General features: G+C 63.7%; 25 protein-coding genes. 16 read left to right on the top strand and 9 right to left on the bottom strand.

Annotated elements, in window-relative coordinates; translation table 11 throughout:
- Positions 1 to 43 precede the first annotated feature (43 nt).
- Both CIT26_RS31450 and CIT26_RS31445 read left to right on the top strand, forming a co-directional pair.
- Entirely contained in the window at positions 44 to 1,207 is a 1,164-nt protein-coding gene (locus tag CIT26_RS31450) for a class-II aminoacyl-tRNA synthetase family protein (RefSeq protein ID WP_095496179.1), read from the top strand.
- The gene (locus CIT26_RS31445) at positions 1,194 to 1,817 is read left to right on the top strand and encodes a hypothetical protein (RefSeq protein WP_095496178.1); all 624 of its coding nucleotides are present in this window, start codon (positions 1,194 to 1,196) and stop codon (positions 1,815 to 1,817) included. The genes CIT26_RS31450 and CIT26_RS31445 overlap by 14 nt, the downstream gene beginning before the upstream one ends.
- A 6-nt stretch (positions 1,818 to 1,823) precedes the next feature.
- On the opposite strand, the gene CIT26_RS31440 is transcribed toward CIT26_RS31445, so the two are convergent.
- Genes CIT26_RS31440 through CIT26_RS31430 form a run of 3 tightly spaced genes read right to left on the bottom strand, consistent with a single transcriptional unit; the run spans position 1,824 to position 3,997 of the window.
- Positions 1,824 to 2,264, bottom strand: a complete 441-nt coding sequence (locus CIT26_RS31440) for a GtrA family protein (protein WP_095496177.1) — start codon at positions 2,262 to 2,264, stop codon at positions 1,824 to 1,826.
- Complete coding sequence (locus CIT26_RS31435; protein ID WP_095496176.1) at positions 2,257 to 2,949, bottom strand: class I SAM-dependent methyltransferase; 693 nt, start codon at positions 2,947 to 2,949, stop codon at positions 2,257 to 2,259. Before CIT26_RS31435 ends, CIT26_RS31440 begins: the two co-directional genes overlap by 8 nt.
- Positions 2,924 to 3,997: a glycosyltransferase family 2 protein gene (locus CIT26_RS31430; RefSeq protein WP_167391609.1), complete on the bottom strand. Its 1,074-nt coding sequence runs from the start codon at positions 3,995 to 3,997 to the stop codon at positions 2,924 to 2,926. The genes CIT26_RS31435 and CIT26_RS31430 overlap by 26 nt, the downstream gene beginning before the upstream one ends.
- 348 nt (positions 3,998 to 4,345) lie before the next feature.
- On the opposite strand from CIT26_RS31430, the gene CIT26_RS31425 reads away from it, so the two are divergent.
- The 6 genes from CIT26_RS31425 to lpxK all read left to right on the top strand — a co-directional run bounded on the left by CIT26_RS31425 (position 4,346) and on the right by lpxK (position 9,942).
- Positions 4,346 to 5,689 (top strand): TldD/PmbA family protein, encoded by a 1,344-nt coding sequence (locus CIT26_RS31425; RefSeq protein ID WP_095496240.1) that lies wholly within the window; start codon positions 4,346 to 4,348, stop codon positions 5,687 to 5,689.
- A complete protein-coding gene (locus CIT26_RS31420) occupies positions 5,676 to 6,482 on the top strand; it encodes a 3'(2'),5'-bisphosphate nucleotidase CysQ (protein ID WP_095496175.1) in 807 nt (268 codons plus the stop codon). The genes CIT26_RS31425 and CIT26_RS31420 overlap by 14 nt, the downstream gene beginning before the upstream one ends.
- A gap of 76 nt (positions 6,483 to 6,558) precedes the next feature.
- Complete coding sequence (locus CIT26_RS31415; protein WP_029354097.1) at positions 6,559 to 6,804, top strand: DUF4170 domain-containing protein; 246 nt, start codon at positions 6,559 to 6,561, stop codon at positions 6,802 to 6,804.
- 6 nt (positions 6,805 to 6,810) lie between these two features.
- Complete coding sequence (locus CIT26_RS31410) at positions 6,811 to 7,599, top strand: lysophospholipid acyltransferase family protein (protein ID WP_095496174.1); 789 nt, start codon at positions 6,811 to 6,813, stop codon at positions 7,597 to 7,599.
- Positions 7,596 to 8,912, top strand: a complete 1,317-nt coding sequence (gene waaA / locus CIT26_RS31405) for a lipid IV(A) 3-deoxy-D-manno-octulosonic acid transferase (protein ID WP_095496173.1) — start codon at positions 7,596 to 7,598, stop codon at positions 8,910 to 8,912. Before CIT26_RS31410 ends, waaA begins: the two co-directional genes overlap by 4 nt.
- Before the next feature lies 1 nt (position 8,913).
- Positions 8,914 to 9,942, top strand: a complete 1,029-nt coding sequence (gene lpxK / locus CIT26_RS31400; protein ID WP_095496172.1) for a tetraacyldisaccharide 4'-kinase — start codon at positions 8,914 to 8,916, stop codon at positions 9,940 to 9,942.
- A gap of 93 nt (positions 9,943 to 10,035) precedes the next feature.
- Here lpxK and CIT26_RS31395 read toward each other — a convergent pair whose 3' ends face one another.
- Together CIT26_RS31395 and CIT26_RS31390 are read right to left on the bottom strand one after the other, a co-directional pair.
- The gene (locus CIT26_RS31395; RefSeq protein WP_095496171.1) at positions 10,036 to 10,269 is read right to left on the bottom strand and encodes a DUF2093 domain-containing protein; all 234 of its coding nucleotides are present in this window, start codon (positions 10,267 to 10,269) and stop codon (positions 10,036 to 10,038) included.
- 143 nt (positions 10,270 to 10,412) lie between these two features.
- Positions 10,413 to 11,339, bottom strand: coding sequence for a LysR substrate-binding domain-containing protein (locus CIT26_RS31390; protein WP_095496170.1), 927 nt, complete (start codon positions 11,337 to 11,339; stop codon positions 10,413 to 10,415).
- A gap of 90 nt (positions 11,340 to 11,429) precedes the next feature.
- On the opposite strand from CIT26_RS31390, the gene CIT26_RS31385 reads away from it, so the two are divergent.
- Positions 11,430 to 12,323 carry a DMT family transporter gene (locus CIT26_RS31385; RefSeq protein ID WP_095496169.1) on the top strand — a complete coding sequence of 298 codons (894 nt, stop codon included), beginning with the start codon at positions 11,430 to 11,432 and terminating at the stop codon, positions 12,321 to 12,323.
- A 243-nt stretch (positions 12,324 to 12,566) separates the two neighbouring features.
- Here CIT26_RS31385 and mutL read toward each other — a convergent pair whose 3' ends face one another.
- Positions 12,567 to 14,456, bottom strand: coding sequence for a DNA mismatch repair endonuclease MutL (mutL, locus tag CIT26_RS31380; protein WP_095496239.1), 1,890 nt, complete (start codon positions 14,454 to 14,456; stop codon positions 12,567 to 12,569).
- A 61-nt stretch (positions 14,457 to 14,517) separates the two neighbouring features.
- Positions 14,518 to 15,480 carry a GlxA family transcriptional regulator gene (locus CIT26_RS31375; protein WP_095496168.1) on the bottom strand — a complete coding sequence of 321 codons (963 nt, stop codon included), beginning with the start codon at positions 15,478 to 15,480 and terminating at the stop codon, positions 14,518 to 14,520.
- Between the two features lie 120 nt (positions 15,481 to 15,600).
- On the opposite strand from CIT26_RS31375, the gene CIT26_RS31370 reads away from it, so the two are divergent.
- Positions 15,601 to 15,909 (top strand): putative quinol monooxygenase, encoded by a 309-nt coding sequence (locus CIT26_RS31370; protein ID WP_095496167.1) that lies wholly within the window; start codon positions 15,601 to 15,603, stop codon positions 15,907 to 15,909.
- 54 nt (positions 15,910 to 15,963) lie between these two features.
- Here CIT26_RS31370 and CIT26_RS31365 read toward each other — a convergent pair whose 3' ends face one another.
- Complete coding sequence (locus tag CIT26_RS31365; protein ID WP_095496166.1) at positions 15,964 to 16,866, bottom strand: LysR substrate-binding domain-containing protein; 903 nt, start codon at positions 16,864 to 16,866, stop codon at positions 15,964 to 15,966.
- Positions 16,867 to 16,958: 92 nt separating this feature from the next.
- On the opposite strand from CIT26_RS31365, the gene CIT26_RS31360 reads away from it, so the two are divergent.
- The 5 genes from CIT26_RS31360 (at position 16,959) to CIT26_RS31340 (ending at position 22,509) form a co-directional block, all read left to right on the top strand.
- Positions 16,959 to 18,509, top strand: coding sequence for a trimethylamine methyltransferase family protein (locus CIT26_RS31360; RefSeq protein ID WP_095496165.1), 1,551 nt, complete (start codon positions 16,959 to 16,961; stop codon positions 18,507 to 18,509).
- A gap of 42 nt (positions 18,510 to 18,551) precedes the next feature.
- Entirely contained in the window at positions 18,552 to 20,201 is a 1,650-nt protein-coding gene (locus CIT26_RS31355; protein WP_095496164.1) for an ABC transporter substrate-binding protein, read from the top strand.
- Between the two features lie 97 nt (positions 20,202 to 20,298).
- Positions 20,299 to 20,775 (top strand): DUF3828 domain-containing protein, encoded by a 477-nt coding sequence (locus CIT26_RS31350; protein ID WP_095496163.1) that lies wholly within the window; start codon positions 20,299 to 20,301, stop codon positions 20,773 to 20,775.
- Positions 20,776 to 20,782: 7 nt separating this feature from the next.
- On the top strand, positions 20,783 to 21,313 hold the full coding sequence (locus CIT26_RS31345) for a hypothetical protein (RefSeq protein ID WP_095496162.1): 531 nt from the start codon (positions 20,783 to 20,785) through the stop codon (positions 21,311 to 21,313).
- A gap of 11 nt (positions 21,314 to 21,324) precedes the next feature.
- The gene (locus CIT26_RS31340) at positions 21,325 to 22,509 is read left to right on the top strand and encodes a mandelate racemase/muconate lactonizing enzyme family protein (protein ID WP_095496161.1); all 1,185 of its coding nucleotides are present in this window, start codon (positions 21,325 to 21,327) and stop codon (positions 22,507 to 22,509) included.
- A gap of 28 nt (positions 22,510 to 22,537) precedes the next feature.
- Here the strand turns inward: CIT26_RS31340 and queF are convergent, their stop codons facing one another.
- The gene (gene queF, locus CIT26_RS31335; RefSeq protein ID WP_095496160.1) at positions 22,538 to 22,999 is read right to left on the bottom strand and encodes a preQ(1) synthase; all 462 of its coding nucleotides are present in this window, start codon (positions 22,997 to 22,999) and stop codon (positions 22,538 to 22,540) included.
- 110 nt (positions 23,000 to 23,109) lie between these two features.
- Between queF and CIT26_RS31330 the strand changes: the two genes are divergently transcribed.
- A complete protein-coding gene (locus CIT26_RS31330) occupies positions 23,110 to 25,155 on the top strand; it encodes an oxidoreductase (RefSeq protein ID WP_095496159.1) in 2,046 nt (681 codons plus the stop codon).
- Positions 25,156 to 25,160 lie beyond the last annotated feature (5 nt).

Here is a 25,160-nt window from a genome sequence, read left to right as displayed (position 1 = left end):
GAGGGGAGAGTGGCGCCAGCCACTCGAATGGGTGGAGGCAGAGTTGGCGCTCGAAGATGTCGCGCGTGCGAGCGCTGGCGCTCGCGCCATGGTCCTGACCGTCGCAGCGGTGCCGTTGCTGTTCGTGCTCAGCGGACTGGCCATTCGCTATGCGGCATTTGCTTCGGTGTCGGAGGAACCAGGTTTCGCGGCTTATGCCCGCGCGCTCTGCCGGTGGGATTGTGCCTGGTATATTGACATCAGTGAACAAGGTTACGAGCGCTTTCCCATTCCAGACCACAGCAATGTCGGTCGCTGGGGCTTCTTCCCGCTCTATCCGATGCTGGTGGCGGCGATCCGGTCTGTTTTCCCTTTCCCTACGATACTGGTCGCCACCATCACTTCCATTGTCTGCAGCTACGCCGCCAGTCTGGTGGCATGGCCGCTGCTCGAGAAGAACATGCGGGCCTATGTGCTGTATTGCGCATTTCTGCTCAGTGGCCCGTTCTCCTTTCACTTCACTACCTTCCTGAGCGAACCGCTTTTCGTGCTCCTGACCTCGTGCGTTTTTCTGGCACTCAAACGCTCCAGCTATCTCGCCGCGGGCGTCTCATCCGCGCTGCTGTCGGCGACCAGGCTGGTCGGGGTTTTCGTCGTATTTGCGACCGTCATTCAAATGTTCAGGGAGCACCGCCAGCAGGGCGGATCGGCGCTGTCTTTTCCACGATGGGTACTTGGCCGACCGGATCTGCTGGTCGCTGTCCTCATCTCGCCGGCCGGTCTGTTCGCTTACATCCTGTTCCTGTACCTCACCGTCGGAGACGGCTTTGCGTTCTTGCACATCCAGCGCGCGTTCGGACGGGTGGCCGGTAATCCGCTGGTCTTTCTATGGGACGGGCTCTCCGCCGTTCCGACCACTGGATGGCTGCCCACGGCGCCGCAATGGAGCGCGCTGGCCGCGATCAGCGGATTGGCACTGTCGGCCGTTCTGGCGGCTCGCAAGCAATATGGCGCGGCACTGTTCTGCGCGCTCTGCATCATCCTGCCACTGATCACCAACCTGGCCTCGATGGTCAGATACGTCATTGGGCTTGCGCCTCTGACAATGATGCTCGTCGTCCTGTTGTCGGCGTCGAGGCTCATTTGGCTCGCAGCTTTGGTTCTCTTCCTTGGCGCCTGTTATTTCACGACTGTGGCGTGGATCGGAGGCTACCTTGCCCTGGTCTGACACTCTGGGGCCTTACAGACGCGCCGCCTCGCTCGGCGGCTACGCGCTCGCGGCGGTTCTGGCCGGGTCCGAGATCGTCATCCTTGCGCTTGCTCTCAATCCAAACGTCAATGCCGATTATCGCGCCTATTACATCGATCGGACGACGACCTGCCTCAATCGCGATGCCGTCGGCAGCTACACACTTGGCCGGACGGTATCGTTCCGGAACGACGGCGCCAAACAGGCAGCCGGCATAAAGGTCTGCGGCTGGTCGGGACCCGTTGCCGACGGCACCCATTCCCTAGGCGAGACCTCGCGGCTTCGCGTTAAGATACCGCCGCTGCGCAACGGGCTGACAGCCACGCTGCAAATGGCCGCCGTCATTCGTCCTCCACAGATCACGCAGAGGGTTGTGATCTCGGTGAACGGTGTTCGGGCGCATGCGGTGACGCTGTCTGGCAAAGAACCACGAATGGTCTCGTTCGTCATTCCACCGGCGGCGCTCGGCAACGCCGATACACTCGAAATCGCCTTCGACTATCTCGACGGCATTCCGCCAACTCCGGCCGCCAGCAACATCTACAAGCGCTCCATCAAGCTGGTGGCGTTCCGGCTCGATGCAATTTGAGGTGGATTAGGTGGAGCGGTCGCCTTGCCGGCCGGGTCTACGCTGCGCAAAAACCCATCGGTCGAGCATGAGAAGGTTGACCGCCGGAATAAGCAGGCATGTAACCAGAATGGCGATGATGGGCGGCAGGCCGAGTTTCGCCGTCAAAAGCGCCGGCGCCGCGTAAGCCACGGCGAAGCCTGTCGCCGTCAGCAGGACAAAACGCGCCGCTTCCGATCGATGCGATCCGCTCGACATGAAGGTTACTGATTTATGGGCGAAATACGAAAACACGGCAGCCGCGGCGTAAGCCGCAAGCGACGCCTGGACAGGCGAGAAGCCGATCCATTCCGATTCGACCAACGCGATAGCCAAGGCAGCATACAGGATTGTCGCGGCGATGCCGACCAAGCCGAAGCGCGCCAGCAGCTTCAGCCCTGTGCCGGCGGTCGAACGGTCCTCAGACATGCGCGCTGCACACGTACTGGGCTCCGAGCGGTAGGGGCGCGAGCAGGCGTTCGAGTTTTCTGGCAAAAGGCCTGGCCGACGGCAGCAGCAGGAAGTGCTCGGATCGGATATCCCGGAAACCCGTCTCCTGAAAGAGGGACCTTGCCTTGGCAGCCTTGAGCAGGACCGCATCCTGGTCGAACGGACACCGCAACACCGCAAGACGCGTCAGCGGATTATAGGGATTGTGCTCGATGATGCAGGCGACGCCGCCCGGCCGCACAACGCGCCGCATTTCCCGGAAGAAATCGAGCCAGGAAACGGGCGGAACATGATGGACGACGCAACTGGCGAAAGCCAGATCGAATGCGCCGTCCTCATAAGGCAGGCTCGGCGTGGTGCAGGCTCTGTAGCTCACACGTGGATTGTCCTGGCCGGCGCGCAGGATCGATTCCTCCGAGACGTCGCAGCCATCCAGGCTCTCGAAGACGCCTTCGAGATAAGGGTGGAGCGATCCGACGCCGCAGCCGACATCCAGCGCCCGCACACCGGCACCATCCTGCCGAAGCCTTCGCTCGACGACAAGACGCTGCAGCAGGTCGGCTTTGGCGATAAGAAAGAAGTCGTGCCTGAGGCCGGAAAACCGGATGGATCCTGCGACCGCCTCGCCATAATTTGATTTATAGCTGTCGAAGAGTTCGGCCATCCGCCGCGGCTCCGTTCCTGGGTTTTCGAAACGATCGACGGCTCTCACCCGGGGTGGCGGAACGCACTGCCTTGTCGAAGCCGGCGACCCGATCGATCACGTAAAGCGGACGGCGTTTCACCTCGGCGTGTATACCGCCGACATAGAGCCCGACCACGCCGGTCATGAAAAGATTGATGCCGCAAAGGAGCGACACGATCACCACGGTGGATGTCCAGCCGGCAATGATGCCGGTTTCAAAAATCCAGGCGAAGATAGCGTAAGCACCGAACACCACCGCAAGCGCGGAGATGGCCAATCCGCCCCACAACGCGATGCGCAGCGGCTTCTCGGAGAAGCTGACGATGCCGTGAACGGCAAGGTGCATCATCTTCCAGAATGGGTATTTGGTCTGGCCAAGGGTCCGCGCGGGACGTTCGAAAGGCACCGCCGTCTGCTTGAACCCCATCCAGGCGAACATGCCCCTGACGAAGCGGTCGTGTTCGGGCATTTGCTTGAAGGTTTCCAGAGCCTTGCGCCCGACCAGGCGAAAATCGCCGACGTCGCGGGGGATGTCGACCGACGTCATCTTCTCCAGCAGGCGGTAGAAGAGACTCGCCGTCATGCGCTTGAACCAGGATTCGCCCTCACGCTTGACACGGCGGGCATAGACGATCTCGAAACCTTCCTTCCACTTCGCCACCAGATCGAGAACCACCTCCGGTGGGTCTTGCAGGTCGGCATCCATGACGATGACGGCATCACCCGCAGCCGCGTCCATGCCGGCCGTGATCGCGACCTGGTGGCCGAAATTGCGGGAAAGCTCGATCAGGCGGAAGCGCGGCTCGACGGCGACCATTTTCCGAAGGTATTCGACGCTTCCATCGAGGCTTCCGTCGTCGACGAAGATCGCCTCAGCCTCTCCGTCCAACCTGCAGATCAGCGAGTTGATTCGCTCGATCAGTCGCGGCAGCACCTGCTCTTCATTGTAAATGGGAAGGACCAGCGAGTACCGCGGCGGCGACTCGTTCACCGCAGTCCTAATGCCTTGGATCACAGAGTCTCGCATGCCGTTGAAAATGGAACGCAAGCTACAAAGTTCCAAGGACACACAAGAAATCGCTAAAATTTAGCGGTTTCGGGCAGGTGCCGATCATGCGTGGAACGGACATAGGTGGCGTTATCGCAATCGAACGTCCGCATGTGATCGAGACACGGCATCAAAGGGCTGTCGGCCAGTCTGAGCCTGGCGCCAAGCAGCCTTTGAGGACCCGCTTCGATCATGCCGCCTAAAGCCGGGTGTCTGCTGGCCGATCCATCTGCTTGCGACTTCTGCCATTGCACAAGCCACATCGGAGCAATAGATGGTGCGAAACGGCCGCCCTTTTATGTCAGGCGGAAAAACAGGAACATGTGCATGACCGATACGCTGGACTCAGCGAAATTGACCGACCGCGTCGCGGCCCTGGTCGAGGCTGCCAAACGGGCCGGCGCCGACGCCGCCGACGCGGTTGCGGTGCGCGGCCGTTCGACCGGCGTGTCGGTGCGGCTTGGCAAGGTCGAGGGTACCGAGGCGTCCGAGAGCGAGGATGTCTCGCTGCGCGTCTTCGTCGGCAAGCGGGTGGCGAGCGTCTCGGCAACCGCTGCCTCCGACCCGAAGGCGCTAGCCGAACGCGCCGTGGCGATGGCGAAAGTCTCGCCGGAAGATCCCTATCAGGGGCTCGCCGATCCGGCCCTGCTGGTCAGGAAGCCGCGCGACCTCGATCTGTTCGATCCGACGGAAGTTTCGGCCGACCAGTTGAAGGAAGCAGCGCTGGCCGCGGAAGCGGCAGCCCTTGCCGTCAAGGGCGTTACCAATTCGGCCGGCAGCGGCGCCAGCGCCGGGCTTGGCGGGCTGGTGCTCGCCACCTCGCACGGCTTTGTCGGCCACTATGTCGCGTCGCGCTTTTCGCGCTCGACCAGCGTCATTGCCGGCGAGGGCACCGGCATGGAGCGCGATTATGAATTCTCCTCGCGCCAACATTTCTCCGACCTGGACGCGCCCGAGGACATCGGCCGCAAGGCCGGCGAACGCGCCGCGCGGCGCATCGGCGCGCGCAAGGCGGCGACCGGGCCGGTCGACGTGGTGTTCGACCCGCGCGTCGCCCGCGGCATCGCCGGCCATCTCGCCGGCGCCATCAACGGCGCGTCCGTCGCGCGCAAGACCAGCTTTCTGCGCGACATGATGGGCAAGCAGGTAGCGGCGGCGGCGATCACCGTCACCGACGAGCCGCTCCGGCTCCGTGGCCAGGCATCGCGCCCGTTCGACGGCGAAGGCATCGAGGGCGAAAGGCTGCTCATGCTTGAGAAGGGCGTTTTGAACCACTGGTTCCTGTCGACCTCGGCGGCGCGGGAATTGGGGCTGACCACCAACGGGCGCGGTTCGCGCAACGGCTCCTCCGTCTCGCCGTCGTCGACCAATCTTGCCATCGAGCCGGGCGAGCGGACGCCCGAGGACCTCATCAAGTCGCTCAAATCAGGCTTTTACGTCACCGAAGTGTTCGGCCAGGGCGTCGACATGGTGACTGGCGAGTACAGCCGCGGCGCTTCCGGCTTCTGGATCGAGAATGGCGAGCTCGCCTATCCGGTTGCGGAAGTGACCATCGCCTCGAACCTGAAGACCATGTTCCTCAACATGGTTCCGGCGAGCGATCTCGATCGCAATTTCGGCACCGCTGCACCAACGCTTCTGATCGAAGGCATGACCCTTGCCGGAGCTTGACCAGGTCACCTCTGCCGGGGCTCGCGAGGATCTGCCGCTGCTGCGCGAAGCTGCCCGCGAGGCGGGCGCCATCGCCATGCGCTATTTCGGCAACAATCCGCAGGTGTGGATGAAGGGCGGCACCTCGCCGGTAAGCGAGGCCGATCACGCCGCCGACGCCTATCTGCGCCAAACCTTGCTTGCAGCGCGGCCGGACTATGGCTGGCTGTCGGAGGAAACGGCCGACGATCCGGCAAGGCTTGCCGCCCGCCGCACCTTCGTCGTCGATCCGATAGACGGCACGCGCGGCTTCCTCGAAGGCCTGCGCTCCTGGTGCGTCAGCGTCGCGGTGGTCGAAGACGGCCGCACGCTTGCCGGTGTGCTCGAATGTCCGGCCACGGAGGAGACCTACTGGGCGCTGCCCGGTGAGGGGGCGTTCCTGAACGGCCGTCGCATTGCCGTGCGCCGCCCGGCAGCAATGGTCGAAATTGGCGGGCCGAAGCCGTTGATCGCTTTGATGCCGGCGGAATGGCAGGGCCGGCTGAGCCGCGTGCCCTATATTCCCTCGCTCGCCTACCGGCTGGCGATGGTCGCCAATGGCAGGCTCGACGCGACGTTCGTCAAACCCAATGCACATGACTGGGACATCGCCGCGGCGGATCTCATCCTGCGCGAGGCCGGCGGCGCATTGCTCGACCAAAAGGGCCGCGCACCGCGCTATGCCGGTGAAGTGATCCACCACGGCGCGCTGGTCGCCGGCAACGGCGAACTGCTCGCCGTGCTCTCCGGCATCATCGCAGGGCTGGGCGGTTGAACATGTCATCAATGGTTCCAAAGTCGGCGGCTTTGGTCTAGACCTGTCACAAACTCACGATATGTGAAGGACCGACATGACCGCGGAAGACGGAAAGAAGCAGCTTTTGCACCTGGTGTTCGGCGGCGAACTGAAGACGCTGGGCGGGACAGAATTCCGTGATCTCGACGCGCTCGACATCGTCGGCATCTATCCGGATTATCAATCCGCGCAAACGGCGTGGAAAGCCAAGGCCCAAGCCAGCGTGGACAACGCCCACATGCGTTATTTCGTCGTTCACCTGCACCGGTTGCTCGACCCCGACAACAAGGCCGCCGGTTGACATTTGATGGATCATGAAGCCGTGAAAGGGCCGGCCACGAGGTCCGCGGTCAGAGGGCGCCGCGGTGGCACCTCGAAGACATTCTGGCGCAAGATACGCGAACCGCTGGCGCAATCGCGATTCGTCAAGAACGCCATCGCCAGCCTGTTTGCGCAGTTCGTTCGCCTCGTCCGCCTGACCAATCGTGTCGTCGACGGATCGGCGCAGATGTCGGGCGGCGCCTACTCGGAGTTCGAACCCGCCATCATCGCGCTGTGGCACGGCCAGCATCTTCTGACTCCGGCCTACTATCCCAGGGGACGGCCAGTGGTCGCCATGGTGTCGCGTAGTGCCGATGCCGAGCTCAACGCTCTGATGATCGAGAAATTCGGTATCGAGGCGGTGCGCGGCTCGGGTGGACGCGAAGGCTCGAAGCGTCGCGACAAGGGCGGCGCCAAAGCGCTGATCGCCCTGAAAAAGTCACTCGCCACCGGCAAGAACGTCGCCATGATCGCTGACATTCCGCATGGCACGCCGCGCGACGCTGGGCTTGGCATCGTTCTCCTGGCGCGGCTTTCGGGCCGCCCGATCCTGCCCGCCGCCATCGCCACCAGCCGCCGCAAGGTGCTGGAGCGCAGCTGGGACAAGACCACGATCAACCTGCCGTTCGGCCGCTCCTCGATCGTTCTGGGAACGCCGGTTTTCGTTCCGGCCAATGCCGATGAGGCCGAAATGGAACGCAAGCGCCAGGAAGTCACGGCCGCGCTCAACGCCGCGACCGCCGAGGCCTACCGCCTCGTGGATGGCTCGAAATGAGCGAGCGCTGGGCGCGCACCTTCCTGACGGCGTATCGTTTCGCTGGCGCAGCCGCCTACCCGCTGATCGGGCCCTATGTCGCCTGGCGCACCTCCAGGGGCAAGGAAGACCGAATTCGCCGGCGCGAGCGCTATGGCATCGCCGGGCGCGAGCGCCCCGACGGGCCGGTGATCTGGATCCATGCGGCGAGCGTCGGCGAGACGATCGCCGTCGTGCCGCTGGTCGAGAGCATTCTCGACTACGGCGTCAACATCGTGCTGACGACGGGGACTGTCACCTCCGCTCAGGTTGCCGACGAACGGCTCGGCGACCGCATCATCCACCAATATGTGCCGCTCGACCTCAAGCCGGCGGTCAGCCGCTTCCTCGACCATTGGCGGCCGGACCTGGCGATCATCGCCGAATCGGAGATCTGGCCGATGACCATCCTGGAGCTCGGCGCGCGCCGTGTGCCGCAGGTGCTGGTCAATGGCAGGCTATCCGACCGTTCGTTCAAATCCTGGAAGAAGCGCGCCAACATCGCCGAGGCGCTGTTCGAGAATCTCGCTCATGTCGTCGCCCAGTCGGATGTCGACGGCGAGCGCTTCCTCTCGCTCGGCGCCCGGCCGGTCACCGTATCCGGCAATCTCAAGGTCGACACCACGCCGCCGCCGGCCGATGAAAGGACGCTGTACACGCTGAAGCGCCAGCTCGGCGCCCGCCCGACCTGGGCGGCGATTTCGACCCATGACGGCGAGGAGGTGGTCGCTGCCGAGGTTCACGCGATGCTGCACAAGCGTCACCACGGTCTTTTGACGATCGTCGTGCCGCGCCATCCCGATCGCGCAGAAGCGCTTGCCGCGCAGATTTCCGGCATGGGCCTGAAAGTCGCTCGGCGCAGCAAGGGCGACCGGATCACCGCCGATACGGACATTCTGCTCGGCGACACGATGGGCGAGATGGGGCTTTATCTCCGGCTGACAGAGATCGCCTTCGTTGGCCGTTCGCTCACCTCCGAGGGCGGCCAGAACCCGCTGGAGCCGGCCATGCTCGACACGGCGGTGCTGGCCGGCCGCAATGTCCAGAACTTTCGCGAGACCTATCAGCGCCTGCTCGACAGCGGCGGCGCCAAGCTGGTGCGCGACCGCGACATGCTGGCCGGCGCCGTCAATTTCCTGTTGAGCAATGAGGTGGCCCGCCATGAGATGATGGCGGCCGGCGCGGCGACCGTCGACGAGATGCGCGGCGCGCTGGCGCTCACGTTGAAGTCGCTCGAACCCTACATTCAGCCGTTGGTCGTCAAGTCGCGCCTCAAGGGCGCCAACGGCCGCTAAGATGGCCAGCGAAGCGCCCCCCTTCTGGTGGGAAAAACCGGACTGGCGGGCGCTGGCGCTGGCGCCGCTGTCCGCGATCTATGCGCTCGTTGCCGGCCGCCGCATGCGCTCGGCCGCGCGCGAAAAAGTCGAGGCGCCGGTGCTGTGCGTCGGCAACTTCACCGTCGGCGGCACCGGCAAGACGCCGGTGGCGATCGCCCTGGCCCGGCAGGCCAGGCGCATGCAGCTCAATCCCGGTTTCCTGTCGCGCGGCCATGGCGGCTCCTTCGCGCAGCCACATGTCGTCGATCCGCATCACGACGCCGCCAAGCATGTCGGCGACGAGCCGCTGCTTTTGGCCGAGCACGCGCCGGTCGCAGTGACGCCGAACCGTGCCGCCGGCGCGCGCCTTCTGCTGGAAAAGCATGGCTGTGATTTCCTGATCATGGATGACGGTTTCCAGAGCGCCCGCATCCATATCGACTATGCGCTGGTCGTCGTCGATGCACGCTACGGCGTCGGCAACGGCCACGTCATTCCTGGCGGTCCGCTCAGGGCTGATATCGTCGACCAACTGGTTTTCACCAGCGCGCTGCTGAAGATGGGCGAGGGCCTTGCTGCCGATGCGGTCGTCCGCCAGGCGGCGCGTGCCGGCCGGCCGATCTTCGAGGCGCGTACACGGCCAAGCAGCAAGGCGGGGCTGGCCGGCAAGCGATTTCTCGCCTTTGCCGGCATCGGCCATCCCGACAAATTCTTCGACACGGTCCGTGAGGCCGGCGGCGAGGTTGCGCTGACCCGGTCGTTTCCGGACCATCATTTCTACGGCGAGGACGAGCTTGCCGAACTGTCAGCGACAGCGCGAGGTGCCGGACTTGGCCTCATCACCACCGCCAAGGACGCCGCCCGGCTGCGCCATGATGCCGCGTCCGCCGATTTCCTCGGACAGCTCGATGTGCTGGAGATCGACACGGTGTTCGATCCCGACCACGTGCCTGAACGCATCATCGACGAGACGCTGGATGCCTGGCGGCAGCGCAAGCTGCAGGGGTGAATCAGAGAACCTTCGAGCGCCGCGGCGGTCGAACTTTTGCGGAGATGCCGGCGAAGAATCGCTACAGATCGGGTCTCATTCTGCGTAACCGGTTTAGCGCCGGCTGCGCATTTCGGGATGTGCCTCGATCTCGCGGCGCAGCGAGGCCGCGGCACTCACATAGGGCTCCTGCCTGGCGACGCTCCAGTATTTGAGCTCATCGAGCGGGATGCTTTCGCCGGTGACCGCGCAGCGCACGAAGGCGCCGGGGCTGGTCACCTGGAAGTCGCCGTCCAGGTAGCGGATACGGGCTTCCTTGCCGCCGGGGCCTTCGAAGCGGTTCATCATGACATGGAGCCGAGGTTCATGACGATGTCATCGCCACAAAATGCTGGCAAGGTCAAGCTTGGAGCGAGACAAGATTGGTTTTGGTCGGCTCTGTTTCAGACGACAACCAGCCGAGCAAGCCGGCAAAGTGGATGTCCGGCATCCTACTGCTCGGCTACGATGAACTCCTCGATCTTTTCCGCCGCCAGCCCGGCCTGGGCCGCGATGCGCCGGGCAAGCTCGGCTGCGGCGGCGCGCGGTCGCCCTGTAGGCCGGTCGAGCCAGTAGGATATCGGGCTGAGAACGATGCGGTCGTCCACAGCGACGATGCGGCCTGACTTCAGTTGATGCTCGATCATTGGCGGCCGCGCCAGCGCAATGCCGAGACCATGGGCGGCAGCATCGAGCACCAGATTGTAGTCCTCGAAGCGGCGGTCCTGCGGACGCGGGCGATAGTCCATGTCCTGCGCGGCAAACCAGGCGCGCCAGGCCGAAGCGTCTGAATCATTGATCAACGGAAATTTGAGCAGCCGGGCAGGGTCGCCACGGCCGATCTCCCTTGCGAGGTCCGGCGAGGCGACCGGAAACACATGTTCTTCGAAAAGCTGCACCGAGACGCGGCCGGGAATGCGGCCGCGGCCGCAGCGGATCGACAGATCGATGCCGTCATCGGCAAGGTCAGCCTGGCGGATGTCGACGTCGAGCACGATGCGCAGCCTGGACGGATTGTTTTCCAGCGCCGCCATGCGCGGCATCAGCCACAGCCCGCTGACCGAAGGGATCGAGGTCAGCCGCACCACGGCGGTGCCGCGCGGTTCGACCCAGCGGTCCGAATTGCTGGATATCAGCGCGAAGGCCTCGGTGGTGCGCAGATGCAGGCGGTTGCCTTCGATCGTCAGCGACACCCCACGCGCGCCGCGATCGAACACTTTCAGCCCGAGCCAGTCCTCGAGCTTGGCGATCTGCCGGCTGACGGCGCCATGGGTGATGTTGAGTTTTTCGGCAGCCGCCGAAAAGCTGCCCGTCCGCGCCGCGGCGTCGAAGGCGCGCAGGGTTTCGAGCGGCAGTATTGCGTCCGAGCTGTGATCCATAGTCACAGCTGACCCTCGATTTGGTCGTTTGTCAACCGATCAGGAAAGGCGTTTTGTGTGTTTGAGGACATGAAACGCGGGAATAGTGAAATGAACGCCTGTACCGGCACGTTGAATACGACACAGCGGATAGATACCACGGCGGCCATTGCGGTGGCGCTGACAGTGGTCGGCTGGGCCTCCGCCTTCCCGGCGATCCGCGCCGGCCTCGTCGCTTTCGGACCGCTGGAACTCGGCGCGCTGCGCTTCGCCATCGCCGCGGTGCCGGCGGCGATCTTCCTCGCCGTCAAGCGGCCGGCGCTGCCCCGGCTCGATGAATTCTGGCGCTTTGCCTTCGGCGGGGCCGTCTTCGTTGCGCTGTACACGGCAATGCTCAATTTCGGCGAACTGACGGTTTCGGCGGGTGCTGCCGGTTTCATCATCAACGTCAGCCCGATCTTCACCGCGATCATGGCGATGGCGCTGCTCGGCGAACGCTTCTCAGGCCTGGCCTGGGCCGGCACACTCCTGTCCTTCGCCGGCATCGGCATCATCGCGATGGGCGAGGGGCAAGGGTTGTATTTCGACAATGGTGCGCTGCTTGTCCTCGGCTCGGCACTGTGCTCGGCCGTCAACACCATCGTGCAAAAGCCGCTGTTTGCCCGCCATCATCCGCTGACCATTTCGGCCTCGAACATGGTGCTCGGCGCGCTCTGCCTGTTGCCTTTCCTGCCGAGCGGCCTGGCGCAGGCGGCAGTTGCCGATACCGCCGGCCTTGGCGCCGTCATCTTTCTCGGCATCGTGCCGAGCCTGATCGCTTACGCTGCCTGGGCAACAGCACTTTCCCGGCTCCCGGCAGCGCGCGCCTCGAACTTCCTCTATCTGGTTTCGCCGGTAGCGACGCTGATCGGCTTTTTCTGGCTGGGCGAGATACCGACGCTGCTCGGCATTCTCGGTGGCGCACTGGCGCTGGGCGGCGTCATCGTGGTGAATTTGAAGCGGTGAAGCAGAGGCTCGAATGTTTGCTTGAATCATAGAGATCTGTTTCGAACGGCTCTTTATGATTTCCCCTCTCCGGTTTGCTTCGCAAACCACCTCTCCCCACTTCGTGGGGCGAGGAACCCAAGTTTTCCGGGGTCGCGGCCTTGGCGATTGGTGTTTCCTCGCCCCCATTTTAATGGGGGAGAGGTGGCCGCGAAGCGGCCGGAGGGGGGGACTGCGCCGTCAGAACTGACAAGCTCAGTCCCTTCACCGCCGCCCGAACAGCCGCTCGATGTCGGCAAGCTTGAGCTCGATATAGGTCGGGCGGCCGTGGTTGCAGGTGCCGGAGCCTGGTGTCGCTTCCATTTGGCGCAGCAGTGCGTTCATCTCCTCTGCCTTGAGCAGGCGGCCGGAACGCACCGAGCCGTGGCAGGCCATGGTCGCGGCTATCCTGTCCAGCCGCTCTTTCAGCGTGTCGACCGTGTCGTTGTCGGCGATCTCGTCGGCAAGGTCGCGCACCAGCTGCTGGACATTGGTTTCGCCGAGCATCGACGGCGTCTCGCGCACGGCGACAGCACCCGGGCCGAAACGCTCTATGCCGAGGCCGAAGCGAGCCAGCGTTTCGGAATGCAAGGCAAGCCGCTCGGCATCCTCTTCCGGCAGATCGATGATCTCGGGCAAAAGCAGCATCTGCGACGGCACGGCGCGCGCATGAAGCGCGTTCTTCAACGCCTCGTAGACCAGCCGCTCATGCGCCGCATGCTGGTCGACGATGACCAGCGAATCCCTGGTCTGCGCGACAATGTAGTTCTCATGCACCTGGGCGCGTGCGGCACCCAGCGCCATGCCGAGCAGCGTTTCCGTCGCCTCAGTCTGTCGGGCACGCGCGTCGGCGCTGTGAAGCGGTCCGGCGTCGAACGCCACCTGATCGTTTTCGCCGAAGCCGCCGTTTCCTGGTTCCGTGTCCTCAAGTCCCCCGCCTTCCAAGCCCATGTCCAGCGGCCGCTGCGGCGAGCGGGCCGGATCGAAACCGGCGAAGCCGGAGGCACGGTAGGCGGCCTCATAGCTGCGATGGCCGTTGGCTGGACCGGCATGCGCATAGGACGCTGCGCCCGGCCGGAACGCCGCCATCATGCCGGCCGCCCCTGATGTGGCGGCACGGATGCCGGCATTGGCGAGCGCCTCGCGGATGGCGCCGACGATCAGTCCGCGCACCAGTCCCGGATCGCGGAAGCGGACGTCGGCCTTGGCCGGATGGACATTGACGTCGACGATGGCCGGATCGAGCATCAGGAACAGCACTGTCACCGCATGGCGGTCGCGCGGCAGCACGTCGGCGAAGGCGCCGCGGATGGCGCCGGCGATCAATTTATCGCGCACCGGCCGGCCGTTGACATAGGCATATTGCTGCAGCGCGTTGGCGCGGCTGAAGGACGGGATCGAGACGTGGCCGGCGAGACGGACGCCGTCGCGCCCGGCGTCGATGGCGATGGCATTGTCCGGAAAGTCGGCACCCATCACTTGCGCGACGCGGCGCAGCCGGCCTTCGGGGCTGTCGTCGGCCGCCGGCAATTCCAGCGTCGAGCGGTCTGAACCGGCCAACGTGAAGCGCACGGCGGGGAAGGCAATCGCAATGCGCTTGACCACGTCGCTTATCGCCGAGCTTTCGGCGCGCTCGCCCTTCATGAATTTGAGCCGCGCCGGCGTGGCGAAGAACAGGTCGCGCACCTCGACGGTGGTGCCGCGATTGGCCGCCGCCGGCTTGACGGCGGAGACGCGGCCGCCCTCGATGCCGATCTCGGCGGCGCTGTCGCCGTTGGCCGTGCGCGAGCGGAGCGACAGCCGCGCCACCGAGCCGATCGATGGCAGCGCCTCGCCGCGAAAGCCGAGCGAGCGGATGTCGTGGATGTTGTCGGCAAGCTTCGAGGTGCAATGGCGTGCGATCGCCAGCGCCAGTTCCTTCTCCGGGATGCCCGCGCCGTCGTCGGTGACGCGGATCAGGTTCAGCCCGCCGCCGGCGGTGACGATCTCGACTCTGGCAGCGCCGGCATCGAGTGCGTTCTCGACCAGCTCCTTGACCACGCTTGCCGGACGCTCGATGACTTCGCCGGCGGCGATCTGGTTGATCATCGTTTCTGAAAGCTGGCGGATGGGCATGGCGACACTATAGGCGGATTCGCGGTCCATGCGGGAGGGGTAGAATTGCCTGCGGGATAGATCAGTCCACAGCGCGGATTTCGCGCACGCCCTTGCGCAGCCGCCGACGCAACAAATTGCGCAGCGTCACCCCATCGCCATAACCGACCTTTGCGGCGATCTGCTCGACGCTGTCGGACGTGGTCTTCAACAGATGCACCGCGTGCTCGACGCGCAAGTCCTGGAAATAGGACAGCGGCGTCTTGCCGAGCACGTCGTTGACCCGCCGCGACAGGGTGCGTTTGCTAGCGCCGAGCGTACTCGCCGCCTCATCCAGATTGAAGCCGTTGGCGAGATGATCGCGCGCCCAGCGCTCGAAACGCTCCACCAGCGGGTTCGAATGAGCGAGATGGTCTGATATCGCATAGGCAGACTGCAGCGGCCGACTGTCGACGATAAGATACTTTGCGGTCAGCGCCGCCAGTTCCGGGCTTGTCTGCCGGATCACCAATAAGGCGAGGTCGATATGGCCGAGTGCGGCCCCGGCGGTGACGAACTGCCCGTCATTGACGAGCATGCGCCCCGCATCGAGCAGCACACGCGGATAACGTTGCCGGAACATCGGTGCCAGCCACCATGTCGTCGTCGACGGCCGCCCGTCGAGCAGGCCGGACTCCGCTAAGACGAAGGTGCCGATGCAGGCGGCGCCGATGCGCGTGCCGGCGCTTGCTGTGGCACGCAACGCTGCGACCGCCTCGGCGACATCGCCCCGCTGCAGCGCCCCGCGCAGCGGGTCGGGCATCTTCTCACCAAGCGCCGGGATAACCAGCCAGTCGGGGGTCGGCTCTCTGCCGATCGCCGTGATCGGAACCTGCAGGCCTTGCGCCGTGCGCACCGTTTCGCTCACTCCGACAATGGTCGTGGCGAAGCGGCTGGGCGGTGCCGCCAGCATGCCTGCCAATTCGTTGGCGGTGCCGAACACGTCGAGCACTGTGGCCAGTCCGGTATCGAAAACACCATCGAGGGCAAGAACGGAAATATTCATGGCAAAAATGATATCAAAGATGTCATTTTTGCCAATACGCTTTTCGTTACGCTGCTGCGATTATTGCTCCCGACGGCCCGATCGGCCGCCCAACAACGACCAACGTGGAGGAGAAGACCGATGATCAAGCTCGCATTGTTCGCACGCTTCGAAGCCAAGCCCGGCAAGGAGGACGATGTCGCCGCGTTCCTGAAGACAGGCCTGCAACTGGCCAACCAGGAGGCCACCACGCCAATCTGGTTTGCGCTCAGGCTAAGCCCCAGCATGTTCGGTGTGTTCGATGCCTTTCATGACGAGACGGGGCGGCAGGCGCATCTCACCGGCGAGATCGCCAAGGCGCTGATGGCCAATGCCGAAACACTGTTTGTCGGCCCGCCGACCATCGACAAGATCGACGTGCTCGGCCTGAAGAACGACGGTTCCGTCTGACCTGCGCCCGCTGCGCGCTGCGGTCCGGCCATGTGCCGGATTGCAGCGGCAGCTTCACGCTTGCGCGGCCAGCCAGTCCCGCACTTTGCGGGCGTTGTCGGTGAGCTCGCGGTTCCTGGACCAGATGATATGAAAACCCTTGCCGGTCGTCATCGTGTGGCCGGTGACGCGCACCAGCAGCCCTGACGCCAGCAGCCGCTCGGTGAGGTGACCCCACCCGAGCGCAATGCCTTGCCCCTCCATGACCGCCTGGATCACCAACGCATAGTCGTTGATGCGCAAGCCGCGCCCGGCGTCGGTGATGTTGACCCCGGCCGACTGGAACCACTCGTCCCAACTCGCGGCCTCGCGAAACGGCTCTTCGAGATGGATGAGCCGGTGCGATGTGAGACCCTCGACGGCCTCCGGCAGCCCGAACCGCGCCACATAGCTCGCGCCGGCAACGGGGAATATTTCCTCATCGGCCAGCGGCAGCGAATGATAGTCCGGCCATTCCCTGGGTTCGCCGCCGCGGACCCCGAGCGGGATGTCTTCGGCGATGATGTCGAGATCGCGGTCGGCGGTGTGGATGCGCAGATCAATGCCCGGCAATTCGTCGCGGAACTGTTGCAGGCGCGGCATCATCCAGAACGAGGCGAAGGCAGTCGACGCGGCCAGCGTCACATGGCCGCCGGTCGCCTGCTGGCGCAGATCCTCCGCCGACTTGCGGATGTGTGACAGGCCGAGCGAGACGTCGGCATGAAAGCGATTGCCGGCTTCGGTCAGGCTGACCTGCCGGTGGCGGCGCTGGAACAGCTTGGCGCCGAGCTGCTGCTCGAGCCCGCGGATGGCGTAGGAGACGGCAGCCTGCGTCATGCCGAGTTCGCGCCCGGCGGCGGTGAAGCTCGACAACCGCCCGGCCGCCTCGAAGACGATCAGGCTGCCGGCCGAGGGCAAGAGGTGGCGCAGGCTTCGCATAAGCAGAGCTTATACAGGAGATCAGGATTTTCCAACGTCACAGCAATATTTCGTCTCGCTAAGTTGACTGGCTCTGGGAGGATGGAGTTGCCATGAACACACAGGCCGCTGAAGTGACCGAACACACCAATCGTCGAGCGGGTGGCCGCCTGGGGCGCAAGGCGCTGCGGGGAACGCCCATAGCGTCGTTTCCGACCCTGGTCCGTAAGATTCCGGTATATCAGATGGTCCCGGACGAGGCGGTGGAACTCATCCACCAGGAGTCGCTCAGCATCCTCGAAGAGGTGGGATGCGAGTTCCGCGACGACGAGGCCATCGCAATGTGGAAGGCGGCGGGAGCCGATGTCTCGGACACAAGAGTCCGGATCGACCGCGCCCTCCTGATGGAGCTCGTATCGAAGGTCCCTTCGGAGTTCACGCTCAATGCGAGGAATCCGCAGCGTTCGGTGCGCGTGGGCGGAAACAACTCCATCTTCGTGCCGATGTATGGCGCGCCTTACGTGCGCGACCTCGACAACGTCAGGCGCTATGGCACGCTCGCCGACCTTCAGAATTTCCATAAGCTCGCTTACATGGCGCCAGCGCTGCACTCGTCGAGCTCGATCATCTGCGAGCCGATGGAAATTGCGGTGCCGAAGCGTCACCTCCATATCATCCATTCAGCGCTGAAGCACTCCGACAAGCCGTTCATGGGCATCGTGACGTCCAAGGAGCGAGCGGAAGACACGATGGCGATGGCGGGCATCGTGTTCGGCGAGGACTATGTCCGTGACAACCCGGTCCTGGTGGCGATCACCAACTGCAATTCGCCGCTGGTGTGGGATGCCACCATGCTGGACGCGATGAAGGTCTATGCGCGCCACAACCAGCCGCTGATTCTCGCGCCGTTCGCCCTCTGCGGCGCCTCGACTTCGGCCTCTGCCGTGGGTGCGGTCGCGCAGGTCAATGCGGAAGCGCTGGCGGGCGTCGCGTTCACACAGCTTCTCCGTCCGGGCTCGCCGCAGATCTACGGACAGTTCATGGTTACGGTGGACATGAAGACCGGCGCTCCCATGGGCGGCACGCCAGAGGCCGCCCAGATGATGTATCTGATGGGAGCACTGGCGCGGAAATACCGGCTGCCGTGGCGCACGTCGGGCTTCCATGTCGGATCGAAGCTGAACGACGCCCAGGCGGGCTACGAGGCGAACATGCTGATGCATGCCGCCATCCTTTCCGGCGCCAACTACATCTGGCACTCCGCCGGATGGCTCGAGGCCGGCCTGACCTGCGGCTATTCAAAATTCGCGACGGACTGCGAACAGCTTGTTGCCTGGTACAAATACGCAGGCGGGCTCTCCTTCGACGATTTCAAGGACGCGATGGCGGCGATCCGCGAGGTAGGCCCCGCCGGCCATTTCCTCGGCACCCAACACACGCTCGAACATTTCGAGTCGGCCTTCTTCATGCCCAGCATGATGGACTTCAATTCGTATGAACAGTGGAAGGCTGAAGGCGCAAAGGACCACGACACCCGCGGCCGCGAGAAAGCGCGCAACATGCTCGCGGATTATGAGGAGCCGAAGCTCGATGAGGGCATCGCCGATGGTCTCGAAGAGTTGATCGCGCTGCGCGAGGAAAAGCTGCCGGACAGCGTTAGTTAATGCAACAGGCGAAGACCTGACGGAAACATAAGGGAGGAAAAAATGGCACTCTTCAGAAGCAACGGTGATCGCGTGCCGAATGCTATCGAGGCGATGGCGGAAGAAGCCCGCTCAGGTCGTGTGGACCGGCGCGAGTTTCTGGCGCTGGCAAGCACCTTTGGCGCATCCACGGCTTTGGCCTACGGCATGATCGGTCTCGCCGTGCCGGAACGGGCCTTGGCCGAGGAGCCGAAGAAAGGCGGAACGCTGCACGTGTCGATGTCGGTGAAGGGGCAAAAGGATCCGCGCACCTACGACTGGGTGGAGATGGCAAACATCACCCGCACCTGGCTCGAACCGCTTGTCCGCTACACGCACGAATTCACATTCGAGCCGGTCTTGCTCGAAAGCTGGGACATCAACGACGACGCCACCGAATACGTGCTGCACGTGCGCAAGGGCGTCACCTGGAACAATGGCGATGCTTTCAACGCCGATGATGTGGTCTACAACCTGACGCGCTGGTGCGAGAAAGGTGCCGCCGGCAATTCCATGGCCGCGCGCGTCGGCGCACTGATCGACGCAAAAACCGGCAAGGCCAGGGACGGCGCGATCACCAAGGTCGACGACAACACGGTCAAGCTGAAGCTGAACGAACCTGATATCTCGCTGATCCCGAACTTCACCGACTATCCAGCGCTCGTGGTCCATCGCAAATTCGATGCCGACGGCGCCGATCCTATCAAAAAGCCTATCGGGACCGGGCCTTTCGAACTGGTGTCTTATTCGGTCGGCCAGAATGCGGTCGTCAAGCGTCGTGAGAATGGCAAGTGGTGGGGCGGTGAATCGCCGCTCGACAGCGTCGAATTTGTCGACTACGGCACCGACTTCAATGCCTCGGTGAATGCATTCGACTCCGGCGAAATTGACCTCAACGCTGAGACGCCCGCCGACTTCATCGACATCCTCGACAAGATGGATCTGGTGAAAACGGAGGTCGCGACAGCGACGACGCTCGTTGCCCGGACCAACATTACGCACAAGCCCTATGACGACCAACGGGTGCGCAACGCCCTGCAAATGGCCGTCGATAACAATGCCGTACTGGAACTTGGCTATGCCGGGCGAGGGACCCCCGGTGAAAACCATCACGTCAGCCCGATCCATCCGGAATACTACCCGTTGCCCAAGAAGACGCGCGACGCCGCGGGTGCCAAGAAGCTGATGGCCGAGGCCGGACAGGCCGACTTCGAGCATGAACTGATCACCGTCGAGGACGATTGGCAAAAGAACACCGGCGACGCGATCGCCGGCCAGCTGCGTGAGGCCGGCATCAAGGTGAAACGCACGGTGCTGCCGGGTTCGACCTTCTGGAATGACTGGACGAAATATCCCTATTCCCTGACCATCTGGTACATGCGCCCGCTTGGCGTCCAGGTGCTGGCGCTCGGCTATCGCACGGGCGAGGCCTGGAATGAAACGGCGTTCTCGAATGCTGATTTCGACGCCAAGCTCAAGCAGGCTCTCTCCCTCGTCGACGTGGAGAAGCGCCGCGAGGTCATGAAGGACGTCGAGCAGATCCTGCAGGATTCGGGCGTCATCATTCAGCCGTTCTGGCAGAAACTGTACTGCCACATGAGCAAGAAGGTGAAGAATTACGCTGTTCACCAGACTTTCGAGATGGATCTCCAGAACGTCTGGCTGGACGCCTGAGTTAACGCCCAAGGGGATTTCATGGGCCGCAAAAAAGCCGGGATGCAGGATTCGTGGTATTGAACGGTTCCCACCACGAAAGCCTGGAGATTATCGGATGAGACTGACTGTGCTTGCCGCCGCTCTCTCGATCGCAGCGCCTGCGGCCGCCCTGGCCGGGCCGGCATCCAACGCGGTGAAGTTCTTCTACATGCCCGAGGTCAAGTTCGAGGCCGACGCGAAATACCGCGACCGTTTCACCGAGCCGGTGACCAACCTGTTCGACCTCAACGATCTGGCGCAGAAGAACAAGCCGGATGAGGTGCCTTGCATCGATTTCGCCCCCGGTCTCGACGCGCAGGACTATGACGAGAAGACAGTCGCCAAGACGCTGAAGCTGTCGGAAGCGGTGGATGGCGACAGCGCCAACGTGACGGTGACCTTCAACCTTTTCCCGGAAGGCGATGACTCCAAACGCGAAATGGTCTGGTCGCTGAAGAAGATCGACGGCAAATGGAAGATCGCCGACATCACCTCGAAGACCAGCGGCTGGACGCTGAGTGCGCTCGAATGCCTGGCTGGCCAGACTCCGTAGTGATGCCATGGTCCGCGCCCTGGCCCTGGCGACTGTGTGCCTGCTGGCGGCGGGGTTGAGCAGCACCGCCGCTCAAGGCCTGTTCGGCGCGCCGCCCGCAAATGCGCCGGCCGCGTCCCTGCCGACTGATGGGCCCCCGGCCGCCCCGGTGCAGCCGGGCTCGCCAACGGCGGTGGTGAAACCGTTCTACGAGCATGTCGGGGTTGAGCTCGATCCGGCAGAGCGCAGCCACTTCGCCGATCCCGCGAAGTCGGTGCTCGACAAGAGCGATGCGCTGCGCAAATCAGGGCAGGGCGAGTGTCTCGATCCCAACATGGCGCTCGACAATGCGGCGTACGACAAGGCCGAGATCGACAAGAGCCTGAAGACCATCGAAGCGGTCAATGGCGACGAGGCCAAGGTGGTCGTCGCCTTCGTCGTCGCCGGCAATCCGCACCGGCTGGAATGGAAATTCATGAAAGTCGACGGTGACTGGAAGATATCAGACCTTCTGTCGGTGACCGGCGAATGGGCGCTCAGCCAATACCAGTGCGAGTGAGAAGGAAACCGATGAAGATCACCAACATCCGCGTCACCCATGTCAACGTTCCGCTCGACGCTCCGTTCTGGTGGACGGCCGGGCTTTATGGCGGCGCCTCGAAATCGATCATCGAGGTCGAGACGGACGAAGGCGTGGTCGGACTGGGCGAGGCGCCGTGGTGGCATTTCGGCGAGGTGATCAAGGCCGAGATCGTGCCGGCGCTGATCGGCGCCGATCCGCTCGACATCGCCGACTGCGAGGCGCGCTGCGTGCCGCCCTGGCAGATTACCGCCAACACCGGCGAGAATGCAGCCTCGGTGGCGTTCGGCGCCGTCGAGCTGGCGCTGTGGGATATCAGAGGCAAGGTTTTCGGCATGCCGCTCTACAAGCTGCTTGGCGGCGCGGTGCGCAAGGACATTCCGTTTTCGGAATATTTCTCTTTTCGCTCCGCCCAGGATGGAGCGGGCGGCGAGATGACCCCCGAAGCGATCGTCAACTACTGCCTGAGGATGCGCGAGCAGCATGGCTCGACGATCTTCGAAGGCAAGCTGATCATGGGCGATCCCGAACTCGAGATCCGGACGGTGCGGATGTTGCGCGAGGCGCTTGGCCATAAGGCGCAGATCAAACTCGATTCCAACATGCAGTGGTCGCTGACCACGGCGCGCTGGGTGCTGCGCGAGATCGAGCCGTTCAACATCCGCAATTACGAAGATCCGGTCGCAACCTTCGAGGAGATGGCGGCGCTGCGCCAGCACTCGCGCATTCCTTTCTCCACGCATGTCCCGGATCTCAGACGGGCGGTCGCGCTTGGCGCTCCGGATTACTTCGTCTGCAATTTCGCAGCACTCGGCGGACTGTCGAAAACCCTGAAATTCATCGCCGCCTGCGAGGCGATGGGCAAGGGGTTCTGGTGCTACTCGAACGATCTCGGCATCATGACATCGGCCTATCTGCACGTCGTGGCGGCGACGCCGTGGATCACGGAAGCATCGCAGTCGCTGTTTCGCTGGCAGATAGGCGACGTGATCAAGGACGGACCGTTCCGGCAGACCGGCAACACAGTGCGCGTGCCGGAAGGTGACGGGCTGGGCGTCGAGCTCGATCCAGCCGCAATGAAACGCTGGTCAGCGCACTTCGCCGAACACGGGCCGATGCACCATTTCAGCGACCCGAACAATCCTGGCCGTTACCGGCGGCTGCCGCTGAATTGATGCTATGGACTTGCGCGACGGATCCGGTTCAACCCCGGCCACGATAGGGCGCCACGCCGGTGTCGGGCAGCCAGGCGCCTTCCGGCGGCGCGCCGGTTTGCCAGAACACGTCGATCGGAATGCCGCCGCGCGGATACCAATAGCCGCCAATGCGCAACCACAGCGGCTTGGTCGCGGCGACAATGCGGCGGCCGATCATGACGGTGCACTCTTCATGGAAGGCGCCATGGTTACGAAACGAGGTCATGAACAGCTTGAGCGACTTCGACTCCACCAGCACTGCATCGGGCGCATAGTCGATGACGATATGGGCGAAGTCCGGCTGGCCGGTGACCGGACAGAGCGAGGTGAATTCCGGGCAGGTGAAGCGAACGATGGCCGGCGGCCCGTCGCCGCGCGAAAACGGCACGGTTTCCAGCACTGCCGCTTCAGGGCTCTGTGGCGCCTCGACGTTGGTACCGAGCTGGGTAAGGTTTTTCGTATCGGTCATGGGCGGATTCCTTGCTGCACGTCGCCCAAACTGCGCAGCGGTGTTGGGACAACGAGCGTAAAAACAAAAATTTGCCGCTCTTTAGCACAATTTGAAACAGCAGGAAGACGATGACCACCAACGATCCGCTTCTCCAGCCTTATAAGCTAAAACACCTGACGCTGAAGAACCGGGTCATGTCGACCAGTCATGAGCCGGCCTATTCCGAGGACGGCATGCCGAAAGAGCGCTACCGGCTCTACCATGCCGAAAAGGCCAAAGGCGGCATGGCGCTGACCATGACTGCCGGTTCGGCGATCGTCTCGCGCGACAGCCCTGCCGCCTTTGGCAATCTGCATGCCTATGACGACCACATCGTGCCCTGGCTCACCGAGCTCGCCGATGCCTGCCACGAGCATGACTGCAAGGTGATGATCCAGATCACCCATCTCGGCCGCCGCACCGGCTGGAACAAGGCCGACTGGCTGCCGGTGCTATCCGCCTCGCCTGTACGCGAGCCGGCGCACCGCGCCTTCCCCAAGACCATCGAGGACTGGGATATCGAGCGCATCGTCGCCGACTACGCCGCCGCTGCGCAGCGCTGCCAGGCCGCCGGCCTCGACGGGATCGAGTTCGAGGCCTATGGCCACCTGATGGACGGCTTCTGGTCGCCCGCCACCAACCAGCGCGACGACGATTTCGGCGGTTCGCTCGACAACCGCTTGCGCTTCACCGGCATGGTGCTTGACGCCGTGCGGGCAGCGGTCGGCGACAAATTTGTCGTCGGCATCCGCATGGTCGCCGACGAGGATTTTGAGAAGGGCCTTTCGAAACAGGAAGGCGTCGAGATCGCCAGACGGCTGGCGGGGTCCGGCAAGGTCGACTTCCTCAACATCATCCGCGGCTCGATCGAAACCGATGCCGCGCTGACCAAAGTCATCCCGGTGACCGGCATGCGGTCGTCGCCGCATCTCGACTTCGCCGGCGAGGTGAGGGCGGCGACGAAATTCCCGACCTTCCATGCGGCGCGGATTGCCGATGTCGCCACCGCGCGTCACGCCATCGCCACCGGCAAGCTCGACATGGTCGGCATGACCCGCGCCCACATGGCCGATCCGCATATCGTTCGGAAGGTGATGGAGGGCCGCGAGCACGAAATCCGCCCTTGCGTCGGCGCCACTTACTGCCTCGACCGCATCTATGAGGGCGGCGAGGCGCTGTGCATCCACAATGCCGCAACCGGCCGCGAGGCTGATATTCCGCACATCATCCCGAGGACCGAGGGACCGAAGCGAAACGTGGTCGTTGTCGGCGCTGGGGCCGGCGGTCTGGAGGCGGCGCGTGTCGCGGCCGAGCGCGGTCACCAGGTGACGGTGCTGGAAGCATCGAGCCAAGCCGGCGGCCAGGTTCGGCTGGCGACGCAAAACCCGCGCCGCAAGGAGCTGATCGGCATCATCGACTGGCGGTTGGCCGAACTCGGCCGGCTCGGCGTCGAGATCCGCTACGACACCTGGGCGGAGAAGGACGATGTTCTGGCGCTGTCGCCGGACGTGGTGGTGGTCGCCACCGGCGGCCTGCCGCAGAACCCGCCGCTGGCTGCGGGCGACAACCTCGTCACTTCGAGCTGGGATATCATGGCCGGTAGCATCAAACCGGCCGAGAACGTGCTGCTCTACGACGACAATGGCGGCCATCAGGGCATGGGTGCCGCCGAATTGATCGCCAATAGCGGTGCAAAGCTTGAGCTGGTTTCGCCCGAACGCTTCTTCGCCCCGGAAATGGGCGGCATGAACCACGTGCCCTATATGCGCGCCTTCCAGGAAAAAGGCGTCACCATCACCATCAACACCCGGCTGCGTTCGGTTCGGCGCGAGGGCAATCAGCTGGTTGCGGAGCTCGGCTCAGACTTTGCCGACGGCTGGCGTGGCGAACGGCGGGTCGATCAGGTGGTGGTCGAGCACGGCACGCTGCCGCTCGATGATCTCTATCTGGCACTGAAACCGCTGTCGAAGAACGGCGGCGCGGTCGATTACGAGCGGCTGGTCAGTGGTGGCGACATTTTTCCGGCGCGCAATCCTCAAGGTGGTTTCGTGCTCTTCCGCATCGGCGATGCGGTCGCCTCGCGCAATATCCACGCCGCAATCTATGACGGCATCAGGTTCGGATTGCGGATCTGAGGACT

The organism is Mesorhizobium temperatum (genome assembly GCF_002284575.1).
Taxonomy (GTDB): Bacteria; Pseudomonadota; Alphaproteobacteria; order Rhizobiales; family Rhizobiaceae; genus Mesorhizobium; species Mesorhizobium temperatum.
Note: the sequence above shows the minus strand (reverse complement) of the source record. Positions and strands in the feature narration are given on the sequence as shown.

Bases quoted from the DNA above. Each gene is read 5' to 3' on its own strand.
- CIT26_RS31340 (WP_095496161.1), top strand. From the start codon at position 21,325: ATGAAGATCACCAACATCCGCGTCACCCATGTCAACGTTCCGCTCGAC.
- CIT26_RS31360 (WP_095496165.1), top strand. From the start codon at position 16,959: ATGAACACACAGGCCGCTGAAGTGACCGAACACACCAATCGTCGAGCG.
- CIT26_RS31390 (WP_095496170.1), bottom strand. From the start codon at position 11,339: ATGGATCACAGCTCGGACGCAATACTGCCGCTCGAAACCCTGCGCGCC.
- CIT26_RS31430 (WP_167391609.1), bottom strand. From the start codon at position 3,997: ATGCGAGACTCTGTGATCCAAGGCATTAGGACTGCGGTGAACGAGTCG.
- CIT26_RS31365 (WP_095496166.1), bottom strand. From the start codon at position 16,866: ATGCGAAGCCTGCGCCACCTCTTGCCCTCGGCCGGCAGCCTGATCGTC.
- CIT26_RS31440 (WP_095496177.1), bottom strand. From the start codon at position 2,264: ATGTCTGAGGACCGTTCGACCGCCGGCACAGGGCTGAAGCTGCTGGCG.
- CIT26_RS31375 (WP_095496168.1), bottom strand. From the start codon at position 15,480: ATGAATATTTCCGTTCTTGCCCTCGATGGTGTTTTCGATACCGGACTG.
- waaA (WP_095496173.1), top strand. From the start codon at position 7,596: ATGAGCGAGCGCTGGGCGCGCACCTTCCTGACGGCGTATCGTTTCGCT.
- CIT26_RS31435 (WP_095496176.1), bottom strand. From the start codon at position 2,949: ATGGCCGAACTCTTCGACAGCTATAAATCAAATTATGGCGAGGCGGTC.
- mutL (WP_095496239.1), bottom strand. From the start codon at position 14,456: ATGCCCATCCGCCAGCTTTCAGAAACGATGATCAACCAGATCGCCGCC.
- CIT26_RS31410 (WP_095496174.1), top strand. From the start codon at position 6,811: ATGGATCATGAAGCCGTGAAAGGGCCGGCCACGAGGTCCGCGGTCAGA.
- CIT26_RS31415 (WP_029354097.1), top strand. From the start codon at position 6,559: ATGACCGCGGAAGACGGAAAGAAGCAGCTTTTGCACCTGGTGTTCGGC.
- queF (WP_095496160.1), bottom strand. From the start codon at position 22,999: ATGACCGATACGAAAAACCTTACCCAGCTCGGTACCAACGTCGAGGCG.
- CIT26_RS31425 (WP_095496240.1), top strand. From the start codon at position 4,346: ATGACCGATACGCTGGACTCAGCGAAATTGACCGACCGCGTCGCGGCC.
- lpxK (WP_095496172.1), top strand. From the start codon at position 8,914: ATGGCCAGCGAAGCGCCCCCCTTCTGGTGGGAAAAACCGGACTGGCGG.
- CIT26_RS31370 (WP_095496167.1), top strand. From the start codon at position 15,601: ATGATCAAGCTCGCATTGTTCGCACGCTTCGAAGCCAAGCCCGGCAAG.
- CIT26_RS31385 (WP_095496169.1), top strand. From the start codon at position 11,430: ATGAACGCCTGTACCGGCACGTTGAATACGACACAGCGGATAGATACC.
- CIT26_RS31355 (WP_095496164.1), top strand. From the start codon at position 18,552: ATGGCACTCTTCAGAAGCAACGGTGATCGCGTGCCGAATGCTATCGAG.
- CIT26_RS31345 (WP_095496162.1), top strand. From the start codon at position 20,783: ATGGTCCGCGCCCTGGCCCTGGCGACTGTGTGCCTGCTGGCGGCGGGG.
- CIT26_RS31395 (WP_095496171.1), bottom strand. From the start codon at position 10,269: ATGATGAACCGCTTCGAAGGCCCCGGCGGCAAGGAAGCCCGTATCCGC.
- CIT26_RS31330 (WP_095496159.1), top strand. From the start codon at position 23,110: ATGACCACCAACGATCCGCTTCTCCAGCCTTATAAGCTAAAACACCTG.
- CIT26_RS31350 (WP_095496163.1), top strand. From the start codon at position 20,299: ATGAGACTGACTGTGCTTGCCGCCGCTCTCTCGATCGCAGCGCCTGCG.